The 22,653-nt window shown below is 69.6% G+C and carries 9 protein-coding genes; 5 read left to right on the top strand and 4 right to left on the bottom strand.

What is annotated here, in order from left to right; translation table 11 throughout:
* Window positions 1–200: 200 nt before the first annotated feature.
* Window positions 201–1,808 carry an MFS transporter gene (locus ACWDNU_RS38915; protein ID WP_370936465.1) on the bottom strand — a complete coding sequence of 536 codons (1,608 nt, stop codon included), beginning with the start codon at window positions 1,806–1,808 and terminating at the stop codon, window positions 201–203.
* A gap of 974 nt (window positions 1,809–2,782) precedes the next feature.
* Between ACWDNU_RS38915 and ACWDNU_RS38910 the strand changes: the two genes are divergently transcribed.
* From ACWDNU_RS38910 to ACWDNU_RS38895, 4 genes are all read left to right on the top strand, one after another.
* Window positions 2,783–2,923, top strand: coding sequence for a hypothetical protein (locus ACWDNU_RS38910; RefSeq protein WP_449672539.1), 141 nt, complete (start codon window positions 2,783–2,785; stop codon window positions 2,921–2,923).
* Window positions 2,923–4,731: a DEAD/DEAH box helicase gene (locus ACWDNU_RS38905; protein WP_449672538.1), complete on the top strand. Its 1,809-nt coding sequence runs from the start codon at window positions 2,923–2,925 to the stop codon at window positions 4,729–4,731. Before ACWDNU_RS38910 ends, ACWDNU_RS38905 begins: the two co-directional genes overlap by 1 nt.
* Window position 4,732: 1 nt before the next feature.
* The gene (locus ACWDNU_RS38900) at window positions 4,733–5,293 is read left to right on the top strand and encodes a hypothetical protein (RefSeq protein WP_449672537.1); all 561 of its coding nucleotides are present in this window, start codon (window positions 4,733–4,735) and stop codon (window positions 5,291–5,293) included.
* A gap of 1,006 nt (window positions 5,294–6,299) precedes the next feature.
* Window positions 6,300–6,974, top strand: a complete 675-nt coding sequence (locus ACWDNU_RS38895) for a response regulator transcription factor (protein ID WP_449672536.1) — start codon at window positions 6,300–6,302, stop codon at window positions 6,972–6,974.
* Between the two features lie 721 nt (window positions 6,975–7,695).
* On the opposite strand, the gene ACWDNU_RS38890 is transcribed toward ACWDNU_RS38895, so the two are convergent.
* The gene (locus ACWDNU_RS38890) at window positions 7,696–8,607 is read right to left on the bottom strand and encodes an SAM-dependent methyltransferase (protein WP_449672535.1); all 912 of its coding nucleotides are present in this window, start codon (window positions 8,605–8,607) and stop codon (window positions 7,696–7,698) included.
* Window positions 8,608–8,707: 100 nt separating this feature from the next.
* On the opposite strand from ACWDNU_RS38890, the gene ACWDNU_RS38885 reads away from it, so the two are divergent.
* Entirely contained in the window at window positions 8,708–9,970 is a 1,263-nt protein-coding gene (locus ACWDNU_RS38885) for a cytochrome P450 family protein (RefSeq protein ID WP_449672534.1), read from the top strand.
* Between the two features lie 382 nt (window positions 9,971–10,352).
* Here ACWDNU_RS38885 and ACWDNU_RS38880 read toward each other — a convergent pair whose 3' ends face one another.
* Both ACWDNU_RS38880 and ACWDNU_RS38875 read right to left on the bottom strand, forming a co-directional pair.
* The gene (locus ACWDNU_RS38880) at window positions 10,353–11,405 is read right to left on the bottom strand and encodes a 3-oxoacyl-ACP synthase (RefSeq protein WP_449672533.1); all 1,053 of its coding nucleotides are present in this window, start codon (window positions 11,403–11,405) and stop codon (window positions 10,353–10,355) included.
* Window positions 11,406–11,620: 215 nt separating this feature from the next.
* On the bottom strand, window positions 11,621–22,653 hold an 11,033-nt coding region (locus ACWDNU_RS38875; RefSeq protein WP_449672532.1), incomplete at its 5' end, for an SDR family NAD(P)-dependent oxidoreductase.

Genomic DNA, 22,653 nt, shown 5'->3' with positions numbered 1-22,653 from the left:
ACCAGTCCTAATACTAAATTGCGTTTTGTGTCAGTGGTGAAGTGTGTTGTGCTGTGTTGTCCTGCGGGGCCCCCGGGGCCGCCCCCCCGCGGGGGCCCCCCCGACTTTCCTGTGTCGGGACGCTCAACGAAAGCGGTCTGGGCAGGTGCCGGTCGAGCAGGCTGCCAACCGCTTCCCGCGGTGTCTGCGGCTGCCGATAATCAGCCAGCGCTCTTAGCGGCGGATTCGTGATCCGCACCGGCCGCGGCGCGGTTGTCGTCTCCGCCGTCAGCCGGTGCCGGCTCCGGTGCCGACACCGTGGATTTCCCGACCCGTCGCAGGGCGAACACCAGCAGGCCTACCGCGACAAACGTGATGAGCATGATCCAGAGCGTTCCGACGTGCATAGCGTCGATGAACGCGTTGTCGGCGGCCCGCGCGAGATCCGGCTGGTGGATCTCGGCGGCGACATGCCGCGCCTGTTCCGCGGAGACCTGCACTCGTTCCCGCGCGGCCGCCGGCACATCGTTCAGCGCGGGTTCGATCGCGTGCCGATACGCGATCGACATGATCGTTCCGCCGATCGCGATCCCGATCACGCTGCCGGTCTGCCGCGCGGTGTGGGTGACGGCCGACCCCGCACCCGCCCGTTCCATCGGCAGGGTGCTGATCATCACTCCCGTCACCGGCATCAGCATGCCGACGGAAAGGCCCTGCACGAACAACAAGATCTCGATCCAGACGAGCGGGGTCTGCAGCCCGAGCAACGCGATCGCGCCCATGGACAGCGCCAGCACCGTGAGCGCCGGCACGGAGACAGCGCTCAGCGGCCATCGGCGGACCAGGCGCGCGCTCAGGGGCGCACCCGCGATCGCGCCGACCGCCGTCGGGATATTGGCCAGGCCCGCCTTCATCGGCGAGAAGCCGAGTGCGCCCTGCAAGTAGAACGCGTAATAAAAGGTGACGGCGGCGACGGAAAAGAAGACCAACGCCATGGCCGCGTTGCCGCCGCCGAATACGCGTTGCGCGAGCAGCCGGGGATCGAAACTGGGTGTTTTGATGCGCAGTTCGACGAGCACGAAAGCGGTCAGCAAGACCACTCCGGCGGCGATCGGCGCCCAGACGTCCAGCCGGCCCCAGTCGATGACCTGCCCCGCACGGATCAGCCCGTACGCCAGCGCCGCGAGCCCGCTGATCGAAAGCAGCATCCCGGCCGGGTCCAGCGCCCGCACGGTGGGGCTGCGGAAATTGGGGACCAGCAGGGCGATCCCGATCAGCGCCAGCACCACGACCGGGACGTTGACGAGAAAGACCGAACCCCACCAGAAGTGCCCGAGAAGGACCCCGGCCAGCACCGGCCCCGCGGCCATTCCGACGCCGGCGGCCGTCGAGGAAATGGCGATCGCGGTCACCCGGAGCGGGCCGTTGAAGGTCCACAGAAGGATGGCGAAGTTGGCCGGCATGATCAGCGCGGCGCCGATTCCCATCGCGGCCCTGGCGACGATCAGCTGGACCGGGTCGCCTGCGTACGCCGCCCAGATCGAGGCCCCGCCGAAGACGACCAGTCCGGCCGCGAGCATCGTCCGGTGGCCGAAGCTGTCGCCCAGCGCGCCCGCGGTGAACATCAAGGTGGCGAAGACCAGGGTGTACGCGCCGGTGGCCCACTGCAGCTCAGCCGGACTGGCGCCCAGCCCGTTGACCGGGTCCGTCAGGGTTTCCAAGGTGACGCTGAGGACGGTGTTGTCCACCCAGATCACCAGCTGGGACAACATGAGGACGGCAAGAATCAACCACTGCCTGGACTTCAGCAGCGTTGGGGACGTGGTCATGACCACCTTCGAATGGGATCGGCAAGAGCTGAATAGTCGGAGGATAAGCACTCGCCGCATCCGTGTCAACTATTTCGCGCGGGCCCGCTCGGCGATACGAGGACAGATATTCCGCAGCTTGTCAAACTCGGCCTCGGGGCATATTTCCCAAACCCCGTCAATGTCGTTTCCGGATCGACTTCCGTGCCGATTCGCCAGCTTTTTGCCAGCCGCGGCACGCGGCGGCGAAGAGCCCGCACCGAGCAGGAGCGCAGTGTCCTGAGTGGATGGTCGCGTCGCCGGAATACGGTGCAGGAGCTGACGTTGCGGCCGTGGATTGCGTCGTTCCGCGCGGATGACGCCTCGTTCGGCGAGACGAGGGCAGATCTCGGAGTCTCGCGCAAGAGGGCACCGAAACGACGATCACGCAGTCCCCTGCCGCGACCCCTGTCCGCAAAAGGGCAGGCCCGTCGTGACAACGGCAACGCGGCACGGTAAAATTCCGCAAGAAGCCCTCGCACAGGATCCTGGTCCTGGTCAGCCCGTGCCCCGCATTCCTTGCCCGCCGACCATTCCCCCTGGGATGAAAACGGTTCGCCGCCGTTCGCATTCCGCCCGACCGATATTCGAAGGTATTCGTGACCACGCTTCCACCACAGCCGAATGCATCGCAGCAGCCCGTTCTCGCGGTGCTCATGGCGCGTTCGCCGCTGAACCGTCCTCAGCGGCGCCTTCGAAATCCTCGGCGACCCGCCCCGCGGTCCGAGAGCCGGCCCGGCGGAGATGCGGAGACCTTCGGCGCGGCCTCGTTCCGGGCGTGCCCGCCCAGGCAAGGCCGGCCGGCTGAGCGGAGCGCGAACCGCGACGGGAACGGGCGACGCGCTCATCACGTCCGCCAGTCCGACCGGCGGCGGGACGGCCGGTGTCCCGCTCAGCCGTTCCTGGCGGGTCTGACGCTCCGCAACCCGACCGCGCCGCCGCTGGATCCCGTCGAGATGACGCCGCCGGTCGGCGGACTCACGGCGTTGGCGGACAACCTGATCCGCACGGGCGAGGCGGACTGCCCGGCGCCGATCGCGGCCGCTGGAAACGGCGGCAAAGCCACGCGTCCCGACATCGACGAGGCGGGCCGCTGATGAAGGGAACCGGACAAGAACGTCCAGCCGCTCGGTCCGACGTTCAGGCCACGTACCTGCCCGACCGGCACATGTTCGCGTTGTGGACCTGGTCCCGGCACCAGCACGCCGCGGGAAAGGCCCCGCTGCGGGGTGACACCCAGAGCATCTCCCTGGCCGTCCCCGCGCCGAAACCGGGCGGGTTCACGGTGTCCGACGTCGACTGCGCGCTGATCGAGCCGGACAAGCTCGCCGGCGTTTCGCTCGGCTCGCCCGGCCGCTCCGTCGACGCCTGGCGGGCCCAGGTCGCGGGCGGCGATCCGGACCTGCCGATCGCCGGGCACGCCGTTCCCGATGCCACCGGGGTCGCCGTGACCTCGGCGGAGCACGCCGTGGCCGTCTTCCGGCACACCACAGCCGTCGCGGGCGAACTGCGCGCGGCGCTGACCGCCGAGGTGAGGCCGTATCAGGCGCGCGGCGTGAGCTGGCTGCGCGAGGCGGTCGACGCGAACGGCGGCGCGGTGCTCGCCGACGAGATGGGCCTCGGCAAGACGCTGCAAGCCATCGGCTACCTCGTCGGACGCGCCGGCGAGGGTCCGCAGGTGGTGGTGTGCCCCACCTCGCTGGTCGGGAACTGGGCGCACGAGATCGCGCGGTTCGCTCCCGGCCTGCGGACGATGAGCTGGCGCGGCGGGCCGCTGGAGGGGCTGGACGACAAAACGGTGGTGCTGACCGGTTATCCCACGCTGCGGCTGCACGACGAGGTCCTCGCGGCGCACCAGTGGGCCACCGCGGTTTTCGACGAGGCACAGGTGCTGAAGAACCCGCGCACACAGGTGTCGAAGGCCGCGCGGAGCATCACGGCCGACGCGAAGATCGCGTTGACCGGAACGCCCGTCGAGAACCGCCTCGAGGAACTCTGGGCGATTCTCAACCTGGTCACCCCGCAGCTGTTCGGGCACAAGGCGCAGTTCCGCCGTCGCTTCGTCCAGCCGATCGACGGCGGCTCCCTCGCCGCCGCGGCCCGGTTGCGCGCGGTGATCGAGCCGGTCGTGCTGATGCGGAAGAAGTCTCAGGTCGCCGGGTCGCTCCCGCCCAAGATCCACGCCGACTTGCTCTGCGATCTCACCGAAGAGCAACAGCGGTTGTACGACCGGACGCTGGAGCGGGCGATCGACGACGGCTTCGGCAGCGGCGCGGAGCGCCCGGCGCGGGTGCTGGCGGCCTTGACCGCGCTCAAACAGGTCTGCAACCACCCGAGCCTGGTCGCCGACGAGTCCGGCGAACTGTCGGGGAGATCGGGAAAACTCGACCTCTGCACCGACATCGTGGCCAACAACCTCGAGACCGATTCGCCGACATTGATCTTCACGCAGTACCGGAAGACCGGAGAGCTGCTGGTGCGGCACTTCATGGAGCAGTTCGGCGTGTCCGTCCCGTTCTTCCACGGCGGCTTGAACCAGGACCAGCGGGCGAAGATCGTCCGGGACTTCCAGTCGCCCGACGGCCCGAAAGTCCTGCTGCTCAGCCTGAAGGCCGGGGGAACCGGACTCACCCTCACCCGCGCGGCGGACGTGATCCACTTCGACCGGTGGTGGAATCCAGCCGTGGAGGCACAGGCGTCCGACCGGGTCCACCGGATCGGCCAGACCCGTACGGTGACCATCACCACCCTGACCACCAACAGCACCATCGAAGAGCACATCGCGGGCATGCATTCGCGCAAATCGGCGCTGTCCGACATCACCGACATGTCCGGTGTCGCCGAGTTGTCCAGGTTGGACGACGACCGCCTCATCGCGACCCTGCGACGGAAGCGAGCCAGCTGACATGCCGGACGACGACTTCGGTTTCACCGCGTGGGGACGAGACTGGGTCCGGCTCGCCCAGCCGTTGCGCCAGACCCGGCCCAACCCGGCGTTGCCGCGCGCCCGCAAGCTGGCGCGCGCCGGCGGAGTGCGGATCACGGTCGACGGCCGGATCGTGCGCGGCGTCGTCGAGCGCGGCCGCACCACCTCGGTGACCCGCATCGAAGTGGCGCCGATGTCCCAGGAAGCGGTCAAGGGAATCACCAGCCAGCTGAGCGGACCTCGCCCCGTCCTCACCGACGAGGTGCACCGGATGGTCACCGAGGCGGGCCACCCTCCCGGACCGGTGCTCGAAAGCGTCGAATGCTCCTGTTCGGACGACACCGGGAATTGCCTCCACGTGCTGGCCGTCTACTACGAAATGGCACGACGCGTGGACGACGATCCCCGAATCGCGCTCGACATCCAGGAGTTCTCCCGCGCAGTACCGGCCAGCACCCGGCCCGCCGCCGCGGCGGCACCGCAGCGATGGGTCGCGCTCAACGCCCTTGATCCGGCTCGCTACTTCACCGTATCGGAGTAGCGATACTCGGCAGGCGCGCGTAAAACGCGGGTAAAAACCGTAATGCTCGCCGCCGCTCGCCAGTCCGCGGATTTGACATTCACCTACGGGTATGCCCCCTATAGGCGGTGCCGGAGAACGCGCTAATCCACGCTTCGTGCCACCCGAATTCGGCTCGTTTCCGAAACTCGGCAGCCCGCTGCCTTACTGTCGGCGTCGAGAACCGGAATCGGGACAAAAGGCGCACCATGGTCGAGGAACTCGCAGGCTCGGATCGGATCGGCCCACCGATCCGGCCACCGGGACAGCCCAGGAAGAACCACTCCGCCTTCCCTCCCCGACGCACCCCTATCCCGACCGATACCGGAGCCGTCTCCGGCTGTTCCGGTTCCGCGGCGCTCGCGCCGGCAGCGGGGTCACCGAACGGGAGCGCACCGCCCAAATCTGGTGGCCACAAGCAGAAACCTCCGCCCGCGCCGGCATCGACCGAGTCGTCGAGCTCGAGCCCTAAGCGCCCGGAAAAGCGATTCGTCGGCATCCTCCCGGCTGTGTGCGCCGCCACATCTTCGCGGCGAACACGACGCCGGGACTGTCGCGCTCAAGATCACCAGCACGTCGGTTGACAAATTGCAGATCCCGGGCCTCCAACCCCGAAGAGTCATAATTCCGCCCCCGGTCCCCGGCCAGCCGATGATCCGGCAACGAATCACAGCTGGCGCCGACTGGACAGCACCAGCCGCCCATGCCATGCTGATCTACGGCACTCGGTGCGCCATAGTCGCCTACGGCCCCTGGTACCAGGGACACATAAATAAATTAAATGCCATGACCATCGACTAGGGGCGGATTTTTCGAGGTTTTGCGGCAAGAAACCATGGGGGTTGTTGTTTTGGGCAGCATGCGTGAACAATGTTCTTTGCAATCGGATTCATTTCTGGGAAATCACGAAAATCGCGTCCGCCACATAGATCGCCTGGCGTCTGATTCACCGAGAAAACAATCGTCCTCGAAAGTCGCCCATTCCTCGTTGCACAATGCGATCGGGGCGACAGCGGACATCTTCGAAGAGAATCTTCAGATCGTGTTGTTCATCCACGACAACATTCACCGGTACAGCATCGAGGGCATGTTCGGCTCGGTCGACATCCGGTTGACGGTGCGGGCCATCACGGCTCTCGAGGATCTCTCGCTGTACCGCGACGGCCAGCTGATCATCTCGTCCAGCAACGCTTTGGACCCCGTGCCCGGAGAGATCGCCGAATGGCTGCGCGTCTGCGACCTGCGCGTGCTGATCCTGGTGGATTCGGCGGACGCGGTCGACCAGTCCTGGGTCGATCGCGCAAGCGGTTTCCTGGCCTGGGAGGATCTCCGCCCCGAAACGCTGCACGGGGCGATCGTCGACGTCGACGCCGGAAGGTTCTACATGTCGGCAGCACTGGCGCGACGGTCCTTGGCCGCCCCCGATCAGTCCGGGGACGACACCGCTTCGAAGCGCACTTCGCTGATCGCGCTGACGGCACGCGAACACCAGGTGCTCCGGCTGATCGCGGAGGGGCTGAGCAACCGGCAGGTCGCCCGGTCGCTGAGCATCTCCGAGCACGGCGTCAAACGCGTGGTCGGCATCATTCTGGCCAAGCTCAACTGTCCGAATCGGACTCTCGCCGTCGTGCGGGCCCTCGAGGCGGGACTCCTCGCCATGTGAGGTGTTCGGCCAGCCGGCCGGTTTCCGTCCTGCGGCGCGATTGCCGATCCGCACGGTCCTGCACCGGCTACGACCGCGCTCGCGATGTCGTGGCCGGCACGGGATCATGCGGGGCAACGCGAATCAGATCAGGTCACGACCCGTCGCCACGGCCAGAGCTCGAGATTCGCTGTATCGCACCAGGAATCGCCAGCCGATAGCCGCCTGCAGGAGCATGTGAGGCCGAGCCGCAACCGACCAAGACCGGGCGGCACGGGGCAGCGCAGCCCTGGGATCCCGCGCAACCGTCCTTGACGGTCTCCCGTTACGCGGCTCTTTCTCCTTGCTGTGCCGCGGAAAGGGATGCTGCCGCGAATAGCAGAACCGGTCGCAGCAGTTCATCCAGCTCCGGGCCGATCCCGTCGGCGAGCCAGTGAGATCGTCGTTGCCTCGTAGGCGAAACCGCCACGAGCGGAGTTATCGGCTCGTCGCCGTGAGTGCTGGCCGCGGGAGGGAAGGACGTGAATGCCTTCCCTCCCCCGGTACCGGGCTTCGCGCCCTCTTGCCAATCGCCCCAGAACAGGCGCGCGATACCTGAAGCAAGAACACCGTCTGCGGCTTTTTGCACAACTCCGCATTCACGGGCTTTCAGGTATTCCGCCGGTCGCAAACCCGCTCCGGAATCCAGCTCACGGTCGCGGTTCCAGCCTCCGCCAGAGTCGGATGTTCTCGAGCAGGCACGTCATCGGCGCCGCGCCGTGACGAGGCCGATGATCGACGGCATCAGCCCGCCGGGAGTGCTCGCGGGGTGCGGCTCGAGCCCCAGTGAACGCATGTGGTCGGCGAGGCCGGTGCGCTCGGCGTCCCAGCCGCGGTCGGTGAACCATTCGGCCACATCGGCATGCGGATCGTTGTAGATCATCTTCGCCCAGCCGCCGTGCCCTTTGACGCGCGCCCCGTCCTTGCTCGCCGCGTTCCACCCGTCGAATGTCTCCTGCGGCACCGGTGACACCTCCTCGACCGCGATGCGGCTTCCCGGCGTGGCCAGCGACGCGAGAGACTCGAAAAGCCGGTCCTGGTCTTCCGGCCGCAGGTACATCAGCAGGCCCTCCACCAGCCAGGCCGACGGCTTCGACGGATCGAATCCCGCGTCCCGCAAGGCTTTCGGCCAGTCGTCGCGCAGATCGACGCCGACCTCGCGGCGCTCGGCGACCGGCTTGTGGCCGTGGGCGCGCAACACGTCGCGTTTGAACTCCAGCACCTCTGGCCGGTCCAACTCGTAGATCACGGTGGAGTCCGGCCACGGCAGCCGGTACGCACGGGAGTCCAATCCCGCCGCCACGATCGCGACCTGGTCGATGCCGGCGTCCATGACCGCGGCGAAGTAGTCGTCGAAGTACCGGGTCCGCGAAGCCTGGTAATCCTGGAAAGGCAGGCCGAATTCGGGAGTGTTCAGGGGATGGTCGGCCGTGGCGGCCGGATCGTCGAGGACCTTTTCCCATTCCTCGCCCGCGACCCGCACGAACAGCGCGGCGAACGGATCGGACGCGATCGGCTCGGGTTTGGCCGTGGCCAGAGCCCTGGCCGCCGCTACGAACAACGCGGTGGTTCCGACGCTGCTGTTGATGTCCCACGAATCTCCGTCTGCCCGCATGGTGTGGACAATACCGCCGGGCCGGGCCTGCCGAAGACTCTAACGGGTACGACAAAGGTCTACTGGAGACCCCGCGAATGGCTCCGCTAGCGTCGTTCCCGTGACCGGAGCCTGGACACAGGACAGCGAGGACAGCATGGCCGACACAGGCGCTTTCGCCCGGACCGAATTGGCGGGTGCCGATTTTCAGGGCGACCCGCACAAGTACTACCGCCAATGGCGGGAAGACGGGCCGGTTCGTCATGTCCAGCTCCCCGCGGGTTTCGCGTGCTGGGTGGTCACCGGTTACGAGGAGGGCCGGGAAGCCCTCGCGGATCCTCGATTGCGCAAGGACTCCTCCCGCTTCCACGAGGTCTTGCGCCGCCAGTCGCCCGACGCCGCCATGACCACCATGCCGGACATCGCGGTGCACATGCTCAACAGCGACCCGCCGGATCACACCCGCCTGCGGAAGCTGGTCAACAAGACGTTCACCTCGCGGCGGGTCGCGGCGATGCGGCCGCGCATCGAGGAGATCACCAACGGGTTCCTCGACGAGATGGACACCCGCGCCGAGGTCGACCTGCTGCAGGCATTCGCGAATCCGCTCCCGGTCGCCGTGATCTGCGAACTGCTGGGGATTCCGTTCGAGGACCGCGCCGACTTCCAGGCCCGGACGCGGCTGATGCTCAGCGACGTTTCCAGCAACACGGTCGAAGAGCGCAGCACGACGGCCGAGGTGATGACGCGATACCTGCAGCAGCTGATCGAGGCCAAGCGCGGCGAACCCGGCGAGGATCTCCTGTCGGCGCTGGTTCGCGCCCACGACGACGGCGACCGCCTCACTGAGCGGGAACTGGTGGGAATGGCGTTCCTGCTGCTGGTCGCCGGCCACGAGACGATGGTGAACCTGATCGGCAACGGCGTGCACGCGCTGCTGCGCAACCCCGCCCAGTTCGAGGCGCTGCGGGCTGACCTGAGCCGAGTGCCGAACGCGGTGGAAGAGTTTCTGCGCTACGAAGGCCCGGTCCGGTGGTCCACCGCGCGCTATACCGCCGAGCCGGTCCGGATCGGCGACACCGACATACCGGCGGGGGAAATCGTCTACGTCGCTGTCGGCGCGATGAACCGGGATCCGGACCACTTCCACGATCCCGAAACGCTGCTCATCGACCGGGACGCCTCCGGGCACTTGGCTTTCGGCCACGGCATCCACAACTGTGTCGGCACCCCGCTGGCCCGGCTGGAGGCCGATATCGCGTTCACGGAGCTCCTGCGACGTTTCCCGAAGCTCGCGCTCGCGGACGAGGCATTCACCGCCCAGTGGCGGGACGGCTTGCTCGTGCACGGTCTCCGCGAGCTCCCGGTACGCCTGCACGGCTGACGGGGCCTCGCCCAATCCCGGCGAAGCAGGTGTCCGGGGCTGGCGGCAGAGATGTCGGCGGCTTCGGTTCGGCTGAGAGACCGCTACCGGGCAACGGTTTCCGGAAACTGGTCTTTCGGACTTTCTGGTGTTCGCTCGGCGCGCCTGCGTTGACCGGCCGCGTTTCGCCGCGCCATCGCGACCGTCCCGGCCCGCCGAACCCGCGAAGAAACCCTCGCACTCCTCCAGGCCCAGGCAGACGCGGCCGAATAACTCCGCGGGCGGCTACTGCCGCAAGGAAATCCCACAGCTTCCCGCCACAGCAACGGTAAGCACCGGCACTCCGCTGGGGTGTCGATCCCAGCGGCGTCCCGGCGCCCGCGTCGCGTCTCCGGCCGACCGCTTACCCGTGCGATCCCTCGGCCGCGCCTTCCGGTCGTCGCACTACGGCGCAGCTCAGCCCGGCGCCGCCGCCGGCGTTGATCACGAGGGCGAGCTGCCCGGGTTCCAGCAGCACCGCCAGTTCGGCGCAGTTGGCCACCAGATCGCCTGCCCCTAAATGCCCCGTCTTCGCGCCGAGGTCCAGGATTTCGGCCCCGACATGTCCTTGCAACGCCCGATGATAAGTGGCCACCCGCACCTTCCTGCCCACTCGCGGCAGCGTCAGGTACCGCAACCGCGGATCCGAGGCCTCGATTCCGGCTTCCTGCAGCGTTTTTTCTACCACTGCGCGCAGGGCAGTGCGCGCCGCGACGAGAAACCTGTCCGCTCCGTATTTCTCGAGAAACGCCTTCTTTGTCCGGCGAACGTCAATTCGCGGACTGATGACGCGCGGTGCCACTGTAAAGGGATCGTCTCCGCGGTGCAGGCCTTCTACGGCGGAAACCGTTTCAGTGCCGATGGCCAAGAGCGTCAACGCATCACGAGTATCGTCCCTGCGCGCGAGAACCGACGCAGTAGCACCGTCGCCGTAATGCACGCCGACATCGCCGGACCAACGATCGAAGGCTTGGTCGTCGAACCTGTCGGCGGTAGTCGTGAGCACCGCGTCGACCGTCGGGTCGGCCATCAAATACGCCGCGGCCGTCTCCCACGCGGCGGCGCTTCCGTTGCACATGGCCTGGATGCCCAGCGCAGCGGCGGAATCGGCGCCCACCGCGTGCGCTATATAGTGTGCGGGCGACCAGATGTCGTGTCCTTGATGGTGAATCCACGAGTGGATCACCAGGCCGATCTTCGCGCGGTCGGCCTGTTCGCCGAGGACGGCGTCCTCAGCGGCCAGGACAGCCATCTCGGGGGGCGAGAGATCGGGGCTGACCGGCAACGCCGCGATTCCCGAGTCGGCGGCCTCCTTGTCGGTCAATCGTCCAGCCGAAAGCGCGTCCTGCACGCTCTCCGAGGTGGCGGGAAACCACGTCCCGATGCTCCTGATGCCCAGACCGGCGCCAAGTTTCATAACTTTCCTTCCGCGGTGGGCCGCCTTCGCCCGCTTGACGTAACTCTCGATGCTTCCGACAAAATTGGCACCCGATAATCACGCACTCTCTGTCCTGAGTGAAAGCTGCGCTATTCCGGTTTCCTCCCGCCTCGGACCGATTCGACGGATATCGGCCGCTGTGGCTGGGCAGGGCGTTCAGGTTTCTTCGTTCCTCCGCTCCGACGGTTCGGACCTCACTGGCCGCTGAGCGAATCGAGCCAGCGCCGGAGATGCGCGGCGGTCTTCGGCGCCTGCTCCTCGATGATCGAGAAGTGGTCTGCCTCGATGTGCTCGATCGGTCCGCGGTGTTGCCATTCGGGGACGGCGTCGGCGTCTCCGAAACTGCTCAGCGTCATGCTGGCCCGCAGATTCAGCGTCGGCGCGGCGAGCGCCCTGGCCTCGCGCTCGGGATAGATCCGCAAATAGCCGGCCATGGCGACCAATCCGTGGTCGTCGACGGGGGTCAGTTCGTTGCCTCGGGACAGGATCTGCCCCAGCGCGTCAGTGAGCACGAGGCGGTTGAGTTCGAGAGCCTCCGGCGAGTAAGTGTCGATCATCGCGACACCCGTGAGCTCGCCGCCGTCGTCTTCCAGCCGCCGGGCGACCGCGTGGGCGATCGCGCCGCCTGCCGAATAGCCGATGAGCGCCACCGGGTTTCGCTCGAGTTCCGATGCCACGGCCGCGGCGAGGCTCTCGATCAACGCCGCCCAGGTCGGCGGCAGGTCGTCGCCGGCCCGGGTGCCGGGCAACCGCAACGCGCTGACCTGCCGCTCGCCGCTCAGTTCGCGGGCAAGGCGCGCGAACTGGTGCGGACCCGATCCCGGCAGGAACGACGGGATGCAGATCAGGGCCGGCGCCGCAGCTCCGCGCGCCAGGAGCTGCGCGGCCGGACGCTGCGCGGCGGCCTCGCCGGCGAGGTACCTGGTCATCAGGGCCGAACTCGCGGTCAGCAGCGGCATCGCCCCGGCCAGCTCGCCGCGGCGGTGCGCCGCCGACACCAGGTCGGTGATCGTGCCGCGCACGCCGGCCGGCGTCTGCCCGGCCGCACCGGTGTCGGATTCCTCGATCCGCGACCGGACCAGCTTCGCGACATCAGCGGCGGTCGGATGGTCGAAGATCAGCGTCGACGGCAACGTCAGCCCGGTCAGCTGTGCGAGCCGGTTCCGGAATTCGACGGCCCCGAGGGAGTCGAAACCGAGTTCGGTGAACGGCGCGTCCGGGTCGATCGCGTCGCCGGACAGGTGCCCGAGGACCGCTGCGGCGACGTTGCGCACCTCACGCGCGATCACCTCGTCGCGGTCGGTGTCGGGCAGTGCCGCCAGCTGCCGCGCCAGGCTGACGCTGGCGCTCGCGGCGGCCTCGGGAACCCGGACCATGCCCCGCAGCACCGCGGGCAATGTGCCGCCGCGCGCCAGGGCGGTGAGCGCCGCCGTGTCCACCAGTGCGGTCATCGGAGTTGCCCGGCCAGTCGCAAGTGCGTTGTCGAACAACGCCATCCCGGACTCCGGGTCGATCCGGGTCAGGCCCAGCCTCGTCCGGATCTGGCGGGCGTGCTGCTCGGCGCCCTCCCCCGCGAGCGCTTCCGCCAAGCCGACAGTCCACACCCCCCAGGCGAGCGAGTGCGCGGGCAGACCCGCGCTGCGCCGCATGCGTGCCAGCGCGTCCACCACGCCGTTCGCGGCGGCGTAGTTGCCCTGTCCTTGCCCGCCGAGCAACGGCGCCGCGGACGAGAACAGCACGAACGCCGACAGATCCAGGTCACGGGTCAGCTCGTGCAAGTTCAGCGCCGCATCGACTTTCGGCGCCAGCACCCGGGTCGTCTGCGCGGGAGTGAGGGTGTCGATCGTGCCGTCCTCCAGGATGGCCGCCGAGTGGATGACGGCGATCAGCGGAGCGTCGGGTTCGATGCCGGCCAGCAGGGCTTGGACCGCGGAGCGGTCGGTGACGTCGCACGCCGCGATCCGGACCCGGGCACCGAGATCGGTCAGCTCGGCGACCAGCTCGGCGGCACCGTCCGCGGCCGCGCCGCGCCGCGACACCAGCAGCAGCCGTCGTGCGCCGTGTGCGGTGACCAGATGGCGGGCGACGATCGCGCCGATGCCGCTCATGCCGCCGGTGATGAGCACCGTGCCGTGGTCGAACGACGGCGGCACGCCCGGTTCGGTGACGGGCACCGCCTGCAATCGCGGAGCCAGGAACCGGCCTTCGCGGACCGCCAAGTACGGCTCGTCCTGGGCCGCCGCGTCGGCGAGCGATTCGACTGGCAGGGCGTCGCCGTCGTGGTCGACAAGCAGGAACCGGCCCGGGTGCTCGGACTGTGCGCTGCGCACCAGACCCGCCACGGCGGCTCCGGCCAAATCGGGCTCCTCGCCGGGCAGACCGGCGGCCATGCGCGTCAGGATCACGAGCCGGCCGGGGTGTTCGGCGCTAATCCAGTCCTGCAGCAGCGCGAGCGTCGTCAGCACGGCTGCGTGGACGTCCGCCGCGCCGGCGTCGATGCGGCAGGGCGCCGACCAGACCACCAGGTCGGGAACATCATGCAGCGCAACGACTTCCGCGAGATCGGCACCGCAGGCCGGGGGCTCGGCGGCTTCGACAGCCGCCGGGTCGCCGAGCACCACGACGCGCGGGGTGCCCGCTTTGCGGACGGCGGGCACGGCAATCCACTCGACGTCGAACAACGGCGCCGCGCCGCGCAGCCGGGCCAGTGCCTGCCGCTCAAGCGGGCGGACCCGCACCGACTCGATGCTCAGCACGAGCGCACCGGTCGCGTCCACCGCCTCCACCCGGAACGTGTCCGGTGCGATGCGGGTGACGCGGGCGCGCAAGGCAGCTGCGCCGGACTGTGCCAGCTGGACACCCTCGAAAGCGAACGGAAGCGGCACCCGGTCGTCGTGCTCGCCCTCGGCGAACTGGCCGACAGCCGCGTGCAGCACCGCGTCCAGCAGTGCCGGATGCAGTCCGAAAGCGGTGGCGCGCGACGCGGTGTCAGTGTCGAGTGCCAGGTCGGCGAACACTTCCTCCCCACGCGACCACGCGGCCCGAACGCCCTGGAAGACCGGGCCGTACCCGAAGCCGAGGTCGCCGAGCGCGCGATACACCTGTTGCCCGTCGACCGGATCGCCGTCAACCGGAGGCCACGCCTGGGACCAGCTCGGCTCGGAGGTCGGCGCCGCAGGCGCGAGCAGACCGCGGGCATGCAGCACCCAGACGTCGTCGGCGCGGGTGTGGACGGCCACCGTCCGGCGTCCGTCGGCGTCGGGTTCGCCCACGGCGAGCTGAAGATCCGCCGCGCTCTCGGTCGTGAGAATCAACGGCGCCGCGAGCTCCAGTTCCGTCAGGCGCGGCACGCCGAGGCGGGCGCCGGCGGCCAGAGCCAGTTCCACGAATCCGGCTCCTGGCATCAAGACCGTGTCGAAGACAGCGTGGTCGGCGAGCCAGGGATGCGTGCGCAGCGACGGCCTGCCGGTGAACAGCCACTCGTCCTTGCCGGCGAGCTGCACCTGAGCGTGCAGCAGCGGATGGTCGGCGGAGTCGGCGCCGGCGAGCGGCGCGGCGGCCTCCGCCGGCAGCAGCCAGAATCGTTCGTGCTGGAAAGGATAAGTAGGCAACGCGATCTGTGGCTGCGGACGAGGTCCGAAGTAGGCCGCCCATCGCACCGGCCGGCCCGCGCAGTGGGCGGTGGCCAGCGCGGTGGCGAACTGCTCGGGTTCAGCGACTGTACGACGGGATCCCGCGACCACTGCTGCGCGCGCTGAAAGATCCGCTGTCAGCGTGGCGCGGGCCATGGCCGTCAGCACCGCGTCCGGACCCAGTTCAACGAACAGGCTCGCACCCGAATCGAGCAGCGACCGCACCGCCGGAGCGAAGCGCACTGTCTCGCGCACCTGCCGCACCCAGTACTCGGGCGCGCCAAGCGAATCGTCGGCGAACGCGCCGGAAACCGTGGAACACAACGGTATCCGCGGCTCGTGGTACGTCAAGCCTGCGGCGATCTCCGCGAATTCGGCCAGCATCGGATCCATCAAGGCGGAGTGGAACGCGTGGCTCACTCGCAGCCTGCTGGTCTTGACGCCCTCAGCCGCCAACCTCGACTCGATCGCCGACACCGCCTCGACGGTTCCGGAGAAGACCACCGAATCGGGAGCGTTCACCGCGGCCAGCGAGACCGCGTCGGCGTTATCCGCCGCCAGCAGCTCCACGGCCCGCTCCTCCGGCACCGCGGCGGCCAGCATGCTGCCGCTCGGCGGCAGTGCTCCCATCAATCGCCCGCGGGCCGCGACAAGCCGACACGCGTCGGGCAACGACCACACCCCAGCCACATACGCCGCGGCCAGCTCTCCGATCGAATGCCCGGCCACCGCGTCCGGCGTCACGCCCAGCGACTCGGCGAGGCGATACATCGCGACCTCGAACGCGAACAAGGCGGGCTGCGTGTACTCGGTGCGGTCCAGCAGAGTCGCGCCGATCGGGCCGAACATCACTTCCCGCAGCGACTGCCCCAGGTGTGCGTCGAATTCCGCGCACACCTCGTCGAGCGCGGCCGCGAAAGCCGGGAACTCCTGGTACAGCCCGGCGCCCATGCCGATCCGCTGCGCTCCCTGACCGGTGAACAGGAACGCGGTCTTGCCCGCCTGGACGGTGCCGTCGACGATGCCTGGTCCTGGCTCGTCGGCTGCCAGCCGCGCCAAGGCCGCCAGCAGGCTCTCCCGGTCCGAACCCACGACGGCGGCACGCTGATCGAACCTCGCCCGGTGCAGCGCCAGCGTCACCGCGACGTCGGTCAGGTCGAGGTCCGGGCGTTCGCGCAGCGCGTCGCAGAGACGGCGCGCTTGGGTCCGCAGCGCGGCAGTCGTCCGCGCGGACAGCAGCAACGGCATGGCCGCCGGGCGCGGCAGATCCGCCGGCCGCGGCGGAACCGCGGGTGCCTCTTCGAGGATCACGTGCGCGTTGGTCCCGCTGAGCCCGAACGACGACACTCCTGCCCGGCGCGGACGCTCCCCCGCCGGCCACGGCTCGGCCTCGGTCAGGATCCGCACCGCGCCCGCCGACCAATCCACGTGCGGCGAGGGCGCGTCGACGTGCAAGGTGGGCGGCAACAACTCGTGCCGCAGCGCCTGCACCATCTTGATCACGCCGGCGACCCCGGCGGCAGCCTGCGTGTGCCCGATGTTCGACTTCAACGACCCGATCCGCAGCGGTTCGGCGCGATCCGGTCCGTAGGCGTTGATCAGCGCCTGCGCCTCGATCGGGTCGCCGAGCGTCGTGCCGGTGCCGTGCGCCTCCACCGCATCCACCTCGGCCGCGGCCATCCCCGCGCTGGCGAGCGCCTGTGCGATCACCCGCTCCTGGGACGGACCGTTCGGCGCGGCCAGGCCGTTGCTCGCGCCGTCCTGGTTGATGGCGCTGCCCCGGATCACGGCCAGCACCGGACGCCCGTTGCGCTGTGCGTCGGACAGCCGCTCGAGGGCGAGCACCCCGACGCCTTCCGCCCACGAGACACCGTCCGCGGCACCGGCGAACGCCTTGCAGCGCCCGTCCGGCGCCAGCGCCCGCTGCCTGGAGAACTCCACGAACAGCAACGGAGTCGACATGACGGTCGCCCCGCCGGCCAGGACCAGCGACGCGTCCCCCGCACGCAATGCCTGTACCGCCAGATGCAAGGCCACCAGGGACGACGAACACGCCGTGTCCACCGTCACCGCGGGGCCTTCCAGCCCGAGCGCGTAGGACACCCGGCCGGAGACGACGCTGCCGGCCGATCCGGTCACCAGATAGCCGCCTGCCGCAGCGTCGTCGGCCTCGCGCGCCGAGTGGCCGTAGTCCTGGTACATGACGCCCGCGTACACCCCGGTGTCGCTGCCCTGCAGCGAGGTCGGATCGATGCCGGCGTCTTCGAGCGCCTCCCAGGACGCCTCGAGCATCAACCGCTGCTGCGGGTCCATCGCCGCTGCCTCACGCGGTGCGATCCCGAAGAAGGCGGCGTCGAAATCGCCCGCGCCGCGCAGGAATCCGCCTTCGCGAGCGTTGATCTTGCCGGGCTTGCCGAGTTCAGGGTCGTACAGGCGGTCGGCGTCCCAGCCGCGGTCGCCCGGGATCGGGACGATCGCGTCGACTCCCCCGGCGAGCAGTTCCCAGAACTGCTCGGGATTGTCGGCGCCGCCGGGGTACCGGCAGCTCATGCCGACGATCGCGATCGGCTCGTCCGCCCGGGCTTTTGGCCTGGCCGGGGCGGGACGCGACCGCGCGGGCTCCGAACCGTCGACCCGGGTGCGCAGGAAGCCCGCGACAGCCGTGGCGGTGGGATAGTCGAACACCAGCGTCGACGGGAGCTGAACACCGGTGGCGGCGGTCAGCTTGTTGCGGAACTCGACTCCGCCGAGCGAGTCGAAGCCCAGTTTCGCGAACGGGGTTTCGGGGTCGATGGCGTCGGCCGACTCGTGGCCGAGCACCACGGCGGCCAGCGTGCGGACCTCAGTGCGGATCAGCTCTTCCCACTGGTCGGCGGGAGCGTCGAGCAACCGCTGGCGCAACGGGCTGTCGGCGACCCGGCCGCGGAACGGCACCTGGATCAGGCCGCGCAGCACCGCGGGCAGCGTGCCGAGCCGGCCCAGCGCCGTGAGCGCGGGAGTGTCGAGCAGCGCGGTCATCAGCAAGGGCTCGCCGGTGGCCAACGCGTTGTCGAACATCCGCATGCCGGTGTCCGGCTCGATCGGGGACAGCCCGAGGCGAGTGCGGATCTGACGCTCCAGATGTTCGCCGCCTTGGTCGTTCAACGCCTCGGCCATGCCGAGCTTCCACAACCCCCACGCGAGCGAATGCGCGGGCAGGCCGGCGCTGCGACGCGTCCTGGCGAGCGCGTCCATCGTCGCGTTCGCGGCCGCGTAGTTGCCTTGGCCCTGCCCGCCGAGCAGCGGCGCGGCGGACGAGAACAGCACGAACGCCGACAGGTCCAGGTCGCGGGTGAGCTCGTGCAGATGCCAAGCGGCGTCGACCTTCGGGGCGAGCACCCGGTCCACCTGCTCGGCGGTCAATGTTTCGATGGTGCCGTCGTCGACCACACCGGCGGTGTGCACGATCGCGGTCAGCGGCTCGTGCTCGGGCACGGAGTCCAGCAGCGCCGCCACCGAGGCGCGATCGCTGACATCGCACGCGGCGACGCGTACGCCCGCGCCCAGCGCGTTCAGTTCGGCGGCCAGTTCGGCGACGCCCGGCGCGTCCGAGCCGCGGCGCGAGGCCAGCAGCAGCCTGCGCACCCCGTGCTGGGCGACCAGGTGCCGGGCGGTGACGGCGGCCAGACCTCCCGCGCCGCCGGTGATCAGGACCGTGCCATCGCCGAAGAACTCGGTGGCCGATTCGACGGCGGTCGCCCGAATCAGCCGCGGCGCCAGCGTGGCCCCGTCCCGGATCGCGAGCTGCGGTTCGTCCGCGGCAGCCGCGGCGGCGATCCGCTGGGTCAGATCCGCGAGGTCCCAGTCGTCGAGGTCGACGTTCACGACGCGACCCGGATGTTCCGCTTGCGCACTGCGCACCAGGCCGCGGACGGCCGCTGCCGCGAGATCCGGCGTCTCACCGGGCAATCCCGCTCCATTGCGAGTCAGCACGATCAGCGTCGAGTCGGCGCAGGCCGGTTCGGTGAACCAGTCGCGCAGCACCGCGAGGGCGTTGTGCACGACCGTGCGGACAGTCCCGGGGACCTCGCCTCCCGTCGGCGCCGTTTCGGGCGACCAGACGACAGTCGTGCCCGGCTGGCCCTCGGCTGTCGCGAACGCCGCGACATCCTCGAACGTCTCGGCGCACCCCGCGACGGGCCGGCCCAGCGCGACCAGGCGCCGGTCCGGCCCCGCCGGTGCTGTCACCGGTGTCCAGTCGAGAGCGTAGAGCGGGCTGCTGGCACCGGCGACAGAACGCGCATCCGCGGGACGGGCGAGCACGGCGTCGACCGACAGCACCGCGGCACCGGCTGCGTCGCAGGCATCGACGCGCACCTTCCCGGGACCCAAGCGCCTGATGCGGGCTCGGACCGCGGCCGTGCCTGGCTGAAACACCCGGACGCCGCCGAACGAGAACGGCAGCGGCAGCCGGCCGTCGGGCAATTCATCGGCGAGTCCGTCGAGAGCAGGGTGGAAGATCGCGTCCAGCAGCGCCGGGTGCACCCCGAAACGCGCCGCCCGGCCCGCCGCCGTCTCGTCGAGGGCCACCTCGGCGAACACGTCGTCGCCGCTGGCCCAAGCGGACTGCACGTTGTCGAAGTTCGGGCCGTAGCCGAATCCCAGGTCGGCGAGCCGGTCGTACAGTCGCGTCGCGTCGATCGGAGTGCCGTCGACCGGCGGCCAGTCGGGGTCGGTCCAGGCCGGTGTCGCTCCGTCCGCGGGGGCGAGGACGCAGGTGGCGTGCAGCGTCCAGTCCTGCTCGCCGAGATCGGACTGCGCGGTGACGGCACGCGAGTGGATCGACAGGCGCCGACGGCCGGTGTGGTCGAGTTCGGACGCCGAGACCTGCACGTCCACGGCAGCGGCACCGTCGAACAGCAGCGGAGCCGAAAGGACGAGTTCGTCCACGACGGGCAGTTCCAGGCGGCGGCCCGCGGTCAGCGCGAGCTCCACGAACCCGGTGCCGGGCAGCAGCACCGCTCCGAAGGCCGTGTGGTCGGCGATCCACGGCTGGTCGGTGGTCGACAACCTGCCGCTGAACAGCCATTCGTCGCGACCGGCGAGCGGCGCGGCGACGCGCAGCATCGGGTGCTCGAGCGCGGCGAGACCAGCGCTGCCCAAGTCGCCGAGCGCACCGCTGTCGGGCTGTACCCAGTAGCTGCGGCGCTGGAACGCGTAGAAAGGCAGGTCGACGTGGGCGACCGCTCCCCCGCGCAGCAACGGCGCCCAGTCGACGGCGATGCCCGAACAGTGGGCCTCGGCGAGCAGCCGGAGGAAGTGGTCGCTCTCGTCGACGCCGCGCCGGGACGCCGCGGCGACCAGCGACCTCGACTCCACCTCGTCGCTCAGTGTCTGGCTGGTCATCGCCGCCAGCACCGCGTCCGGACCCACCTCGATGAACCGGCGCACGCCGGCGTCGGCGAGCGACTGCACCGCCGGGGCGAATCGCACGGCTTCGCGCACCTGCCGCACCCAATACCGCGGCGTCAGCAGTTCGGGACCGATCGGCGCGCCGGACACCGTGGAACACACGCCGATTCGAGGCTCCTGATACGCCACCGAGCCGGCGACCTGCTCGTACTCGGCGAGCATCGGATCGATCAACGCCGAATGGGCGGCGAGATCGATCGCCAGCCGGTTCGTCTTCACCCCCTCGGCCACCAGCCGGTCTTCCAGCGCGGCGATCGCCGCGCTCTCGCCGGAGAACACCGTCGCCTCAGGCGCGTTCACGGCCGCCACCGAAACTGTCCCGTCCGCGACCAGTTCCAGCGCCCGCTCCTCCGACACCGCGGCGGCGAGCATCGCTCCCTCGCTCGGCAGCGCGCCCATCAACCGGCCGCGGGCGGCGATCAGCCGGCACGCGTCGGCCAGCGACCACACCCCGGCCACGTAGACCGCGGCCAGCTCGCCGCCCGAATGCCCGGCGACTACGTCCGGGGTCACGCCGAACGACTCCAAGAGGCGGTACAGCGCCACCTGGAACGCAAACAGCGCGGGCTGGGTGAATTCCGTCCGGTGCAGCGGGGCCATTGCCTCGGTGTCGCCAGCGCTGCTCCCGGTGCCATCGGTCCCGTCGAACATCACCTCGCGCAGCGATACGCCGAGCAGGGAATCGAATTCCGCGCACACCTCGTCGAGGGCCGCGGCGAAGACCGGGAACGCGGCCGCCAGCCCGGCGCCCATGCCGACCCGTTGCGCGCCGGAACCGGTGAACAGGAAGGCCGTCTCGCCGGTGGCGGCACCACCGGACACGACATGCGGCGACGGCGACCCCGCGGCCAAGGCCCTGAGCCCGGCGAGCACCTCCGCCCGGTCGGCGCCGAGCACCGCAGCACGCCGATGCAACTGAGCGCGCGCAGTGGTCAGGGCCGAGGCGACATCGGCGTCAGCTGTCTCAGGGTGATCGGCCAGCCAGGTCAGCATCCGGCTCGCTTGTGCCCGGAGCGCGGTCTCCGACTTGGCCGAGAGCAACCACGGCGCCCGTGCGCCCAGCTTCGGCTGGTGCGCATCGGCATCCGGCCCGGCGGCACCGTCGCGCGGCGGCGCTTCGAGGATCACGTGCGCGTTGGTCCCGCTGATCCCGAAGGACGACACCCCCGCCCGGCGCGGACGGTCCAGCTCCGGCCACTGCTGAGCCCGCGTCAGCAGTTTCACCGTGCCGGCCGACCAGTCGACCTCGGGAGTCGGCTCGGCCACGTGCAACGTCGGGGGCAGGACCCCCGCGCGCATCGCCATGACCATCTTGATCACGCCCGCGACGCCCGCCGCGGCCTGCGTGTGCCCGATATTCGACTTGACCGAGCCCAGCCACAACGGGTTGCCGTCGCCGCGGTCCTGGCCGTAAGCGGACACCAGCGCCTGCGCCTCGATCGGGTCGCCCAGCCGGGTGCCCGTGCCGTGCGCCTCCACCGCGTCCACTTCGGACGCGGACAGCCGAGCGTCCTCCAGCGCGGCCCGGATAACCCGCTCCTGCGAAGGCCCGTTCGGCGCCGTCAGCTGGCTGCTCGTGCCGTCCTGATTCACCGCGGACCCGCGGATCACCGCCAGCACCCGATGCCCGCTGCGCTCCGCGTCGGACAGCCGCTCCAGCACCAGTACACCCGCGCCCTCGGCCCAGCCCGTGCCGTCCGCCGAGGAAGAGAACGCCTTGCACCGCCCGTCCGGTGCCAGCCCGCGCTGCCTGGAGAACTCTACGAAGGTGCCCGGTGTCGCCATGACGGTCACGCCGCCGGCAAGTGCCATCGAGCACTCGCCCCGACGCAACGCCTGAGCAGCGAGATGCAGCGACACCAACGAGGACGAGCACGCGGTGTCGACCGTCACCGCCGGCCCCTCCAGCCCGAAGGTGTAGGACAACCGGCCCGACGCGATGCTGCCCGCGCTTCCGGTCAGCAGGTAGCCCTCGAAGCCTTCGGGCGCAGTGGGAAGCCGCGAGCCGTAGTCGTCGTACATGACGCCGACGTACACCCCGGTGCGAGAACCCCTCAGCGCGGTCGGGTCGATGGCTGCGTGCTCGAAAGCCTCCCACGCCGTCTCCAGCAGCAACCGCTGCTGCGGATCCATCGCCGCCGCCT

The sequence above is a fragment of the Amycolatopsis sp. NPDC003676 genome (assembly GCF_053587275.1).
This window is presented reverse-complemented; position numbering and strand designations above follow the sequence as displayed.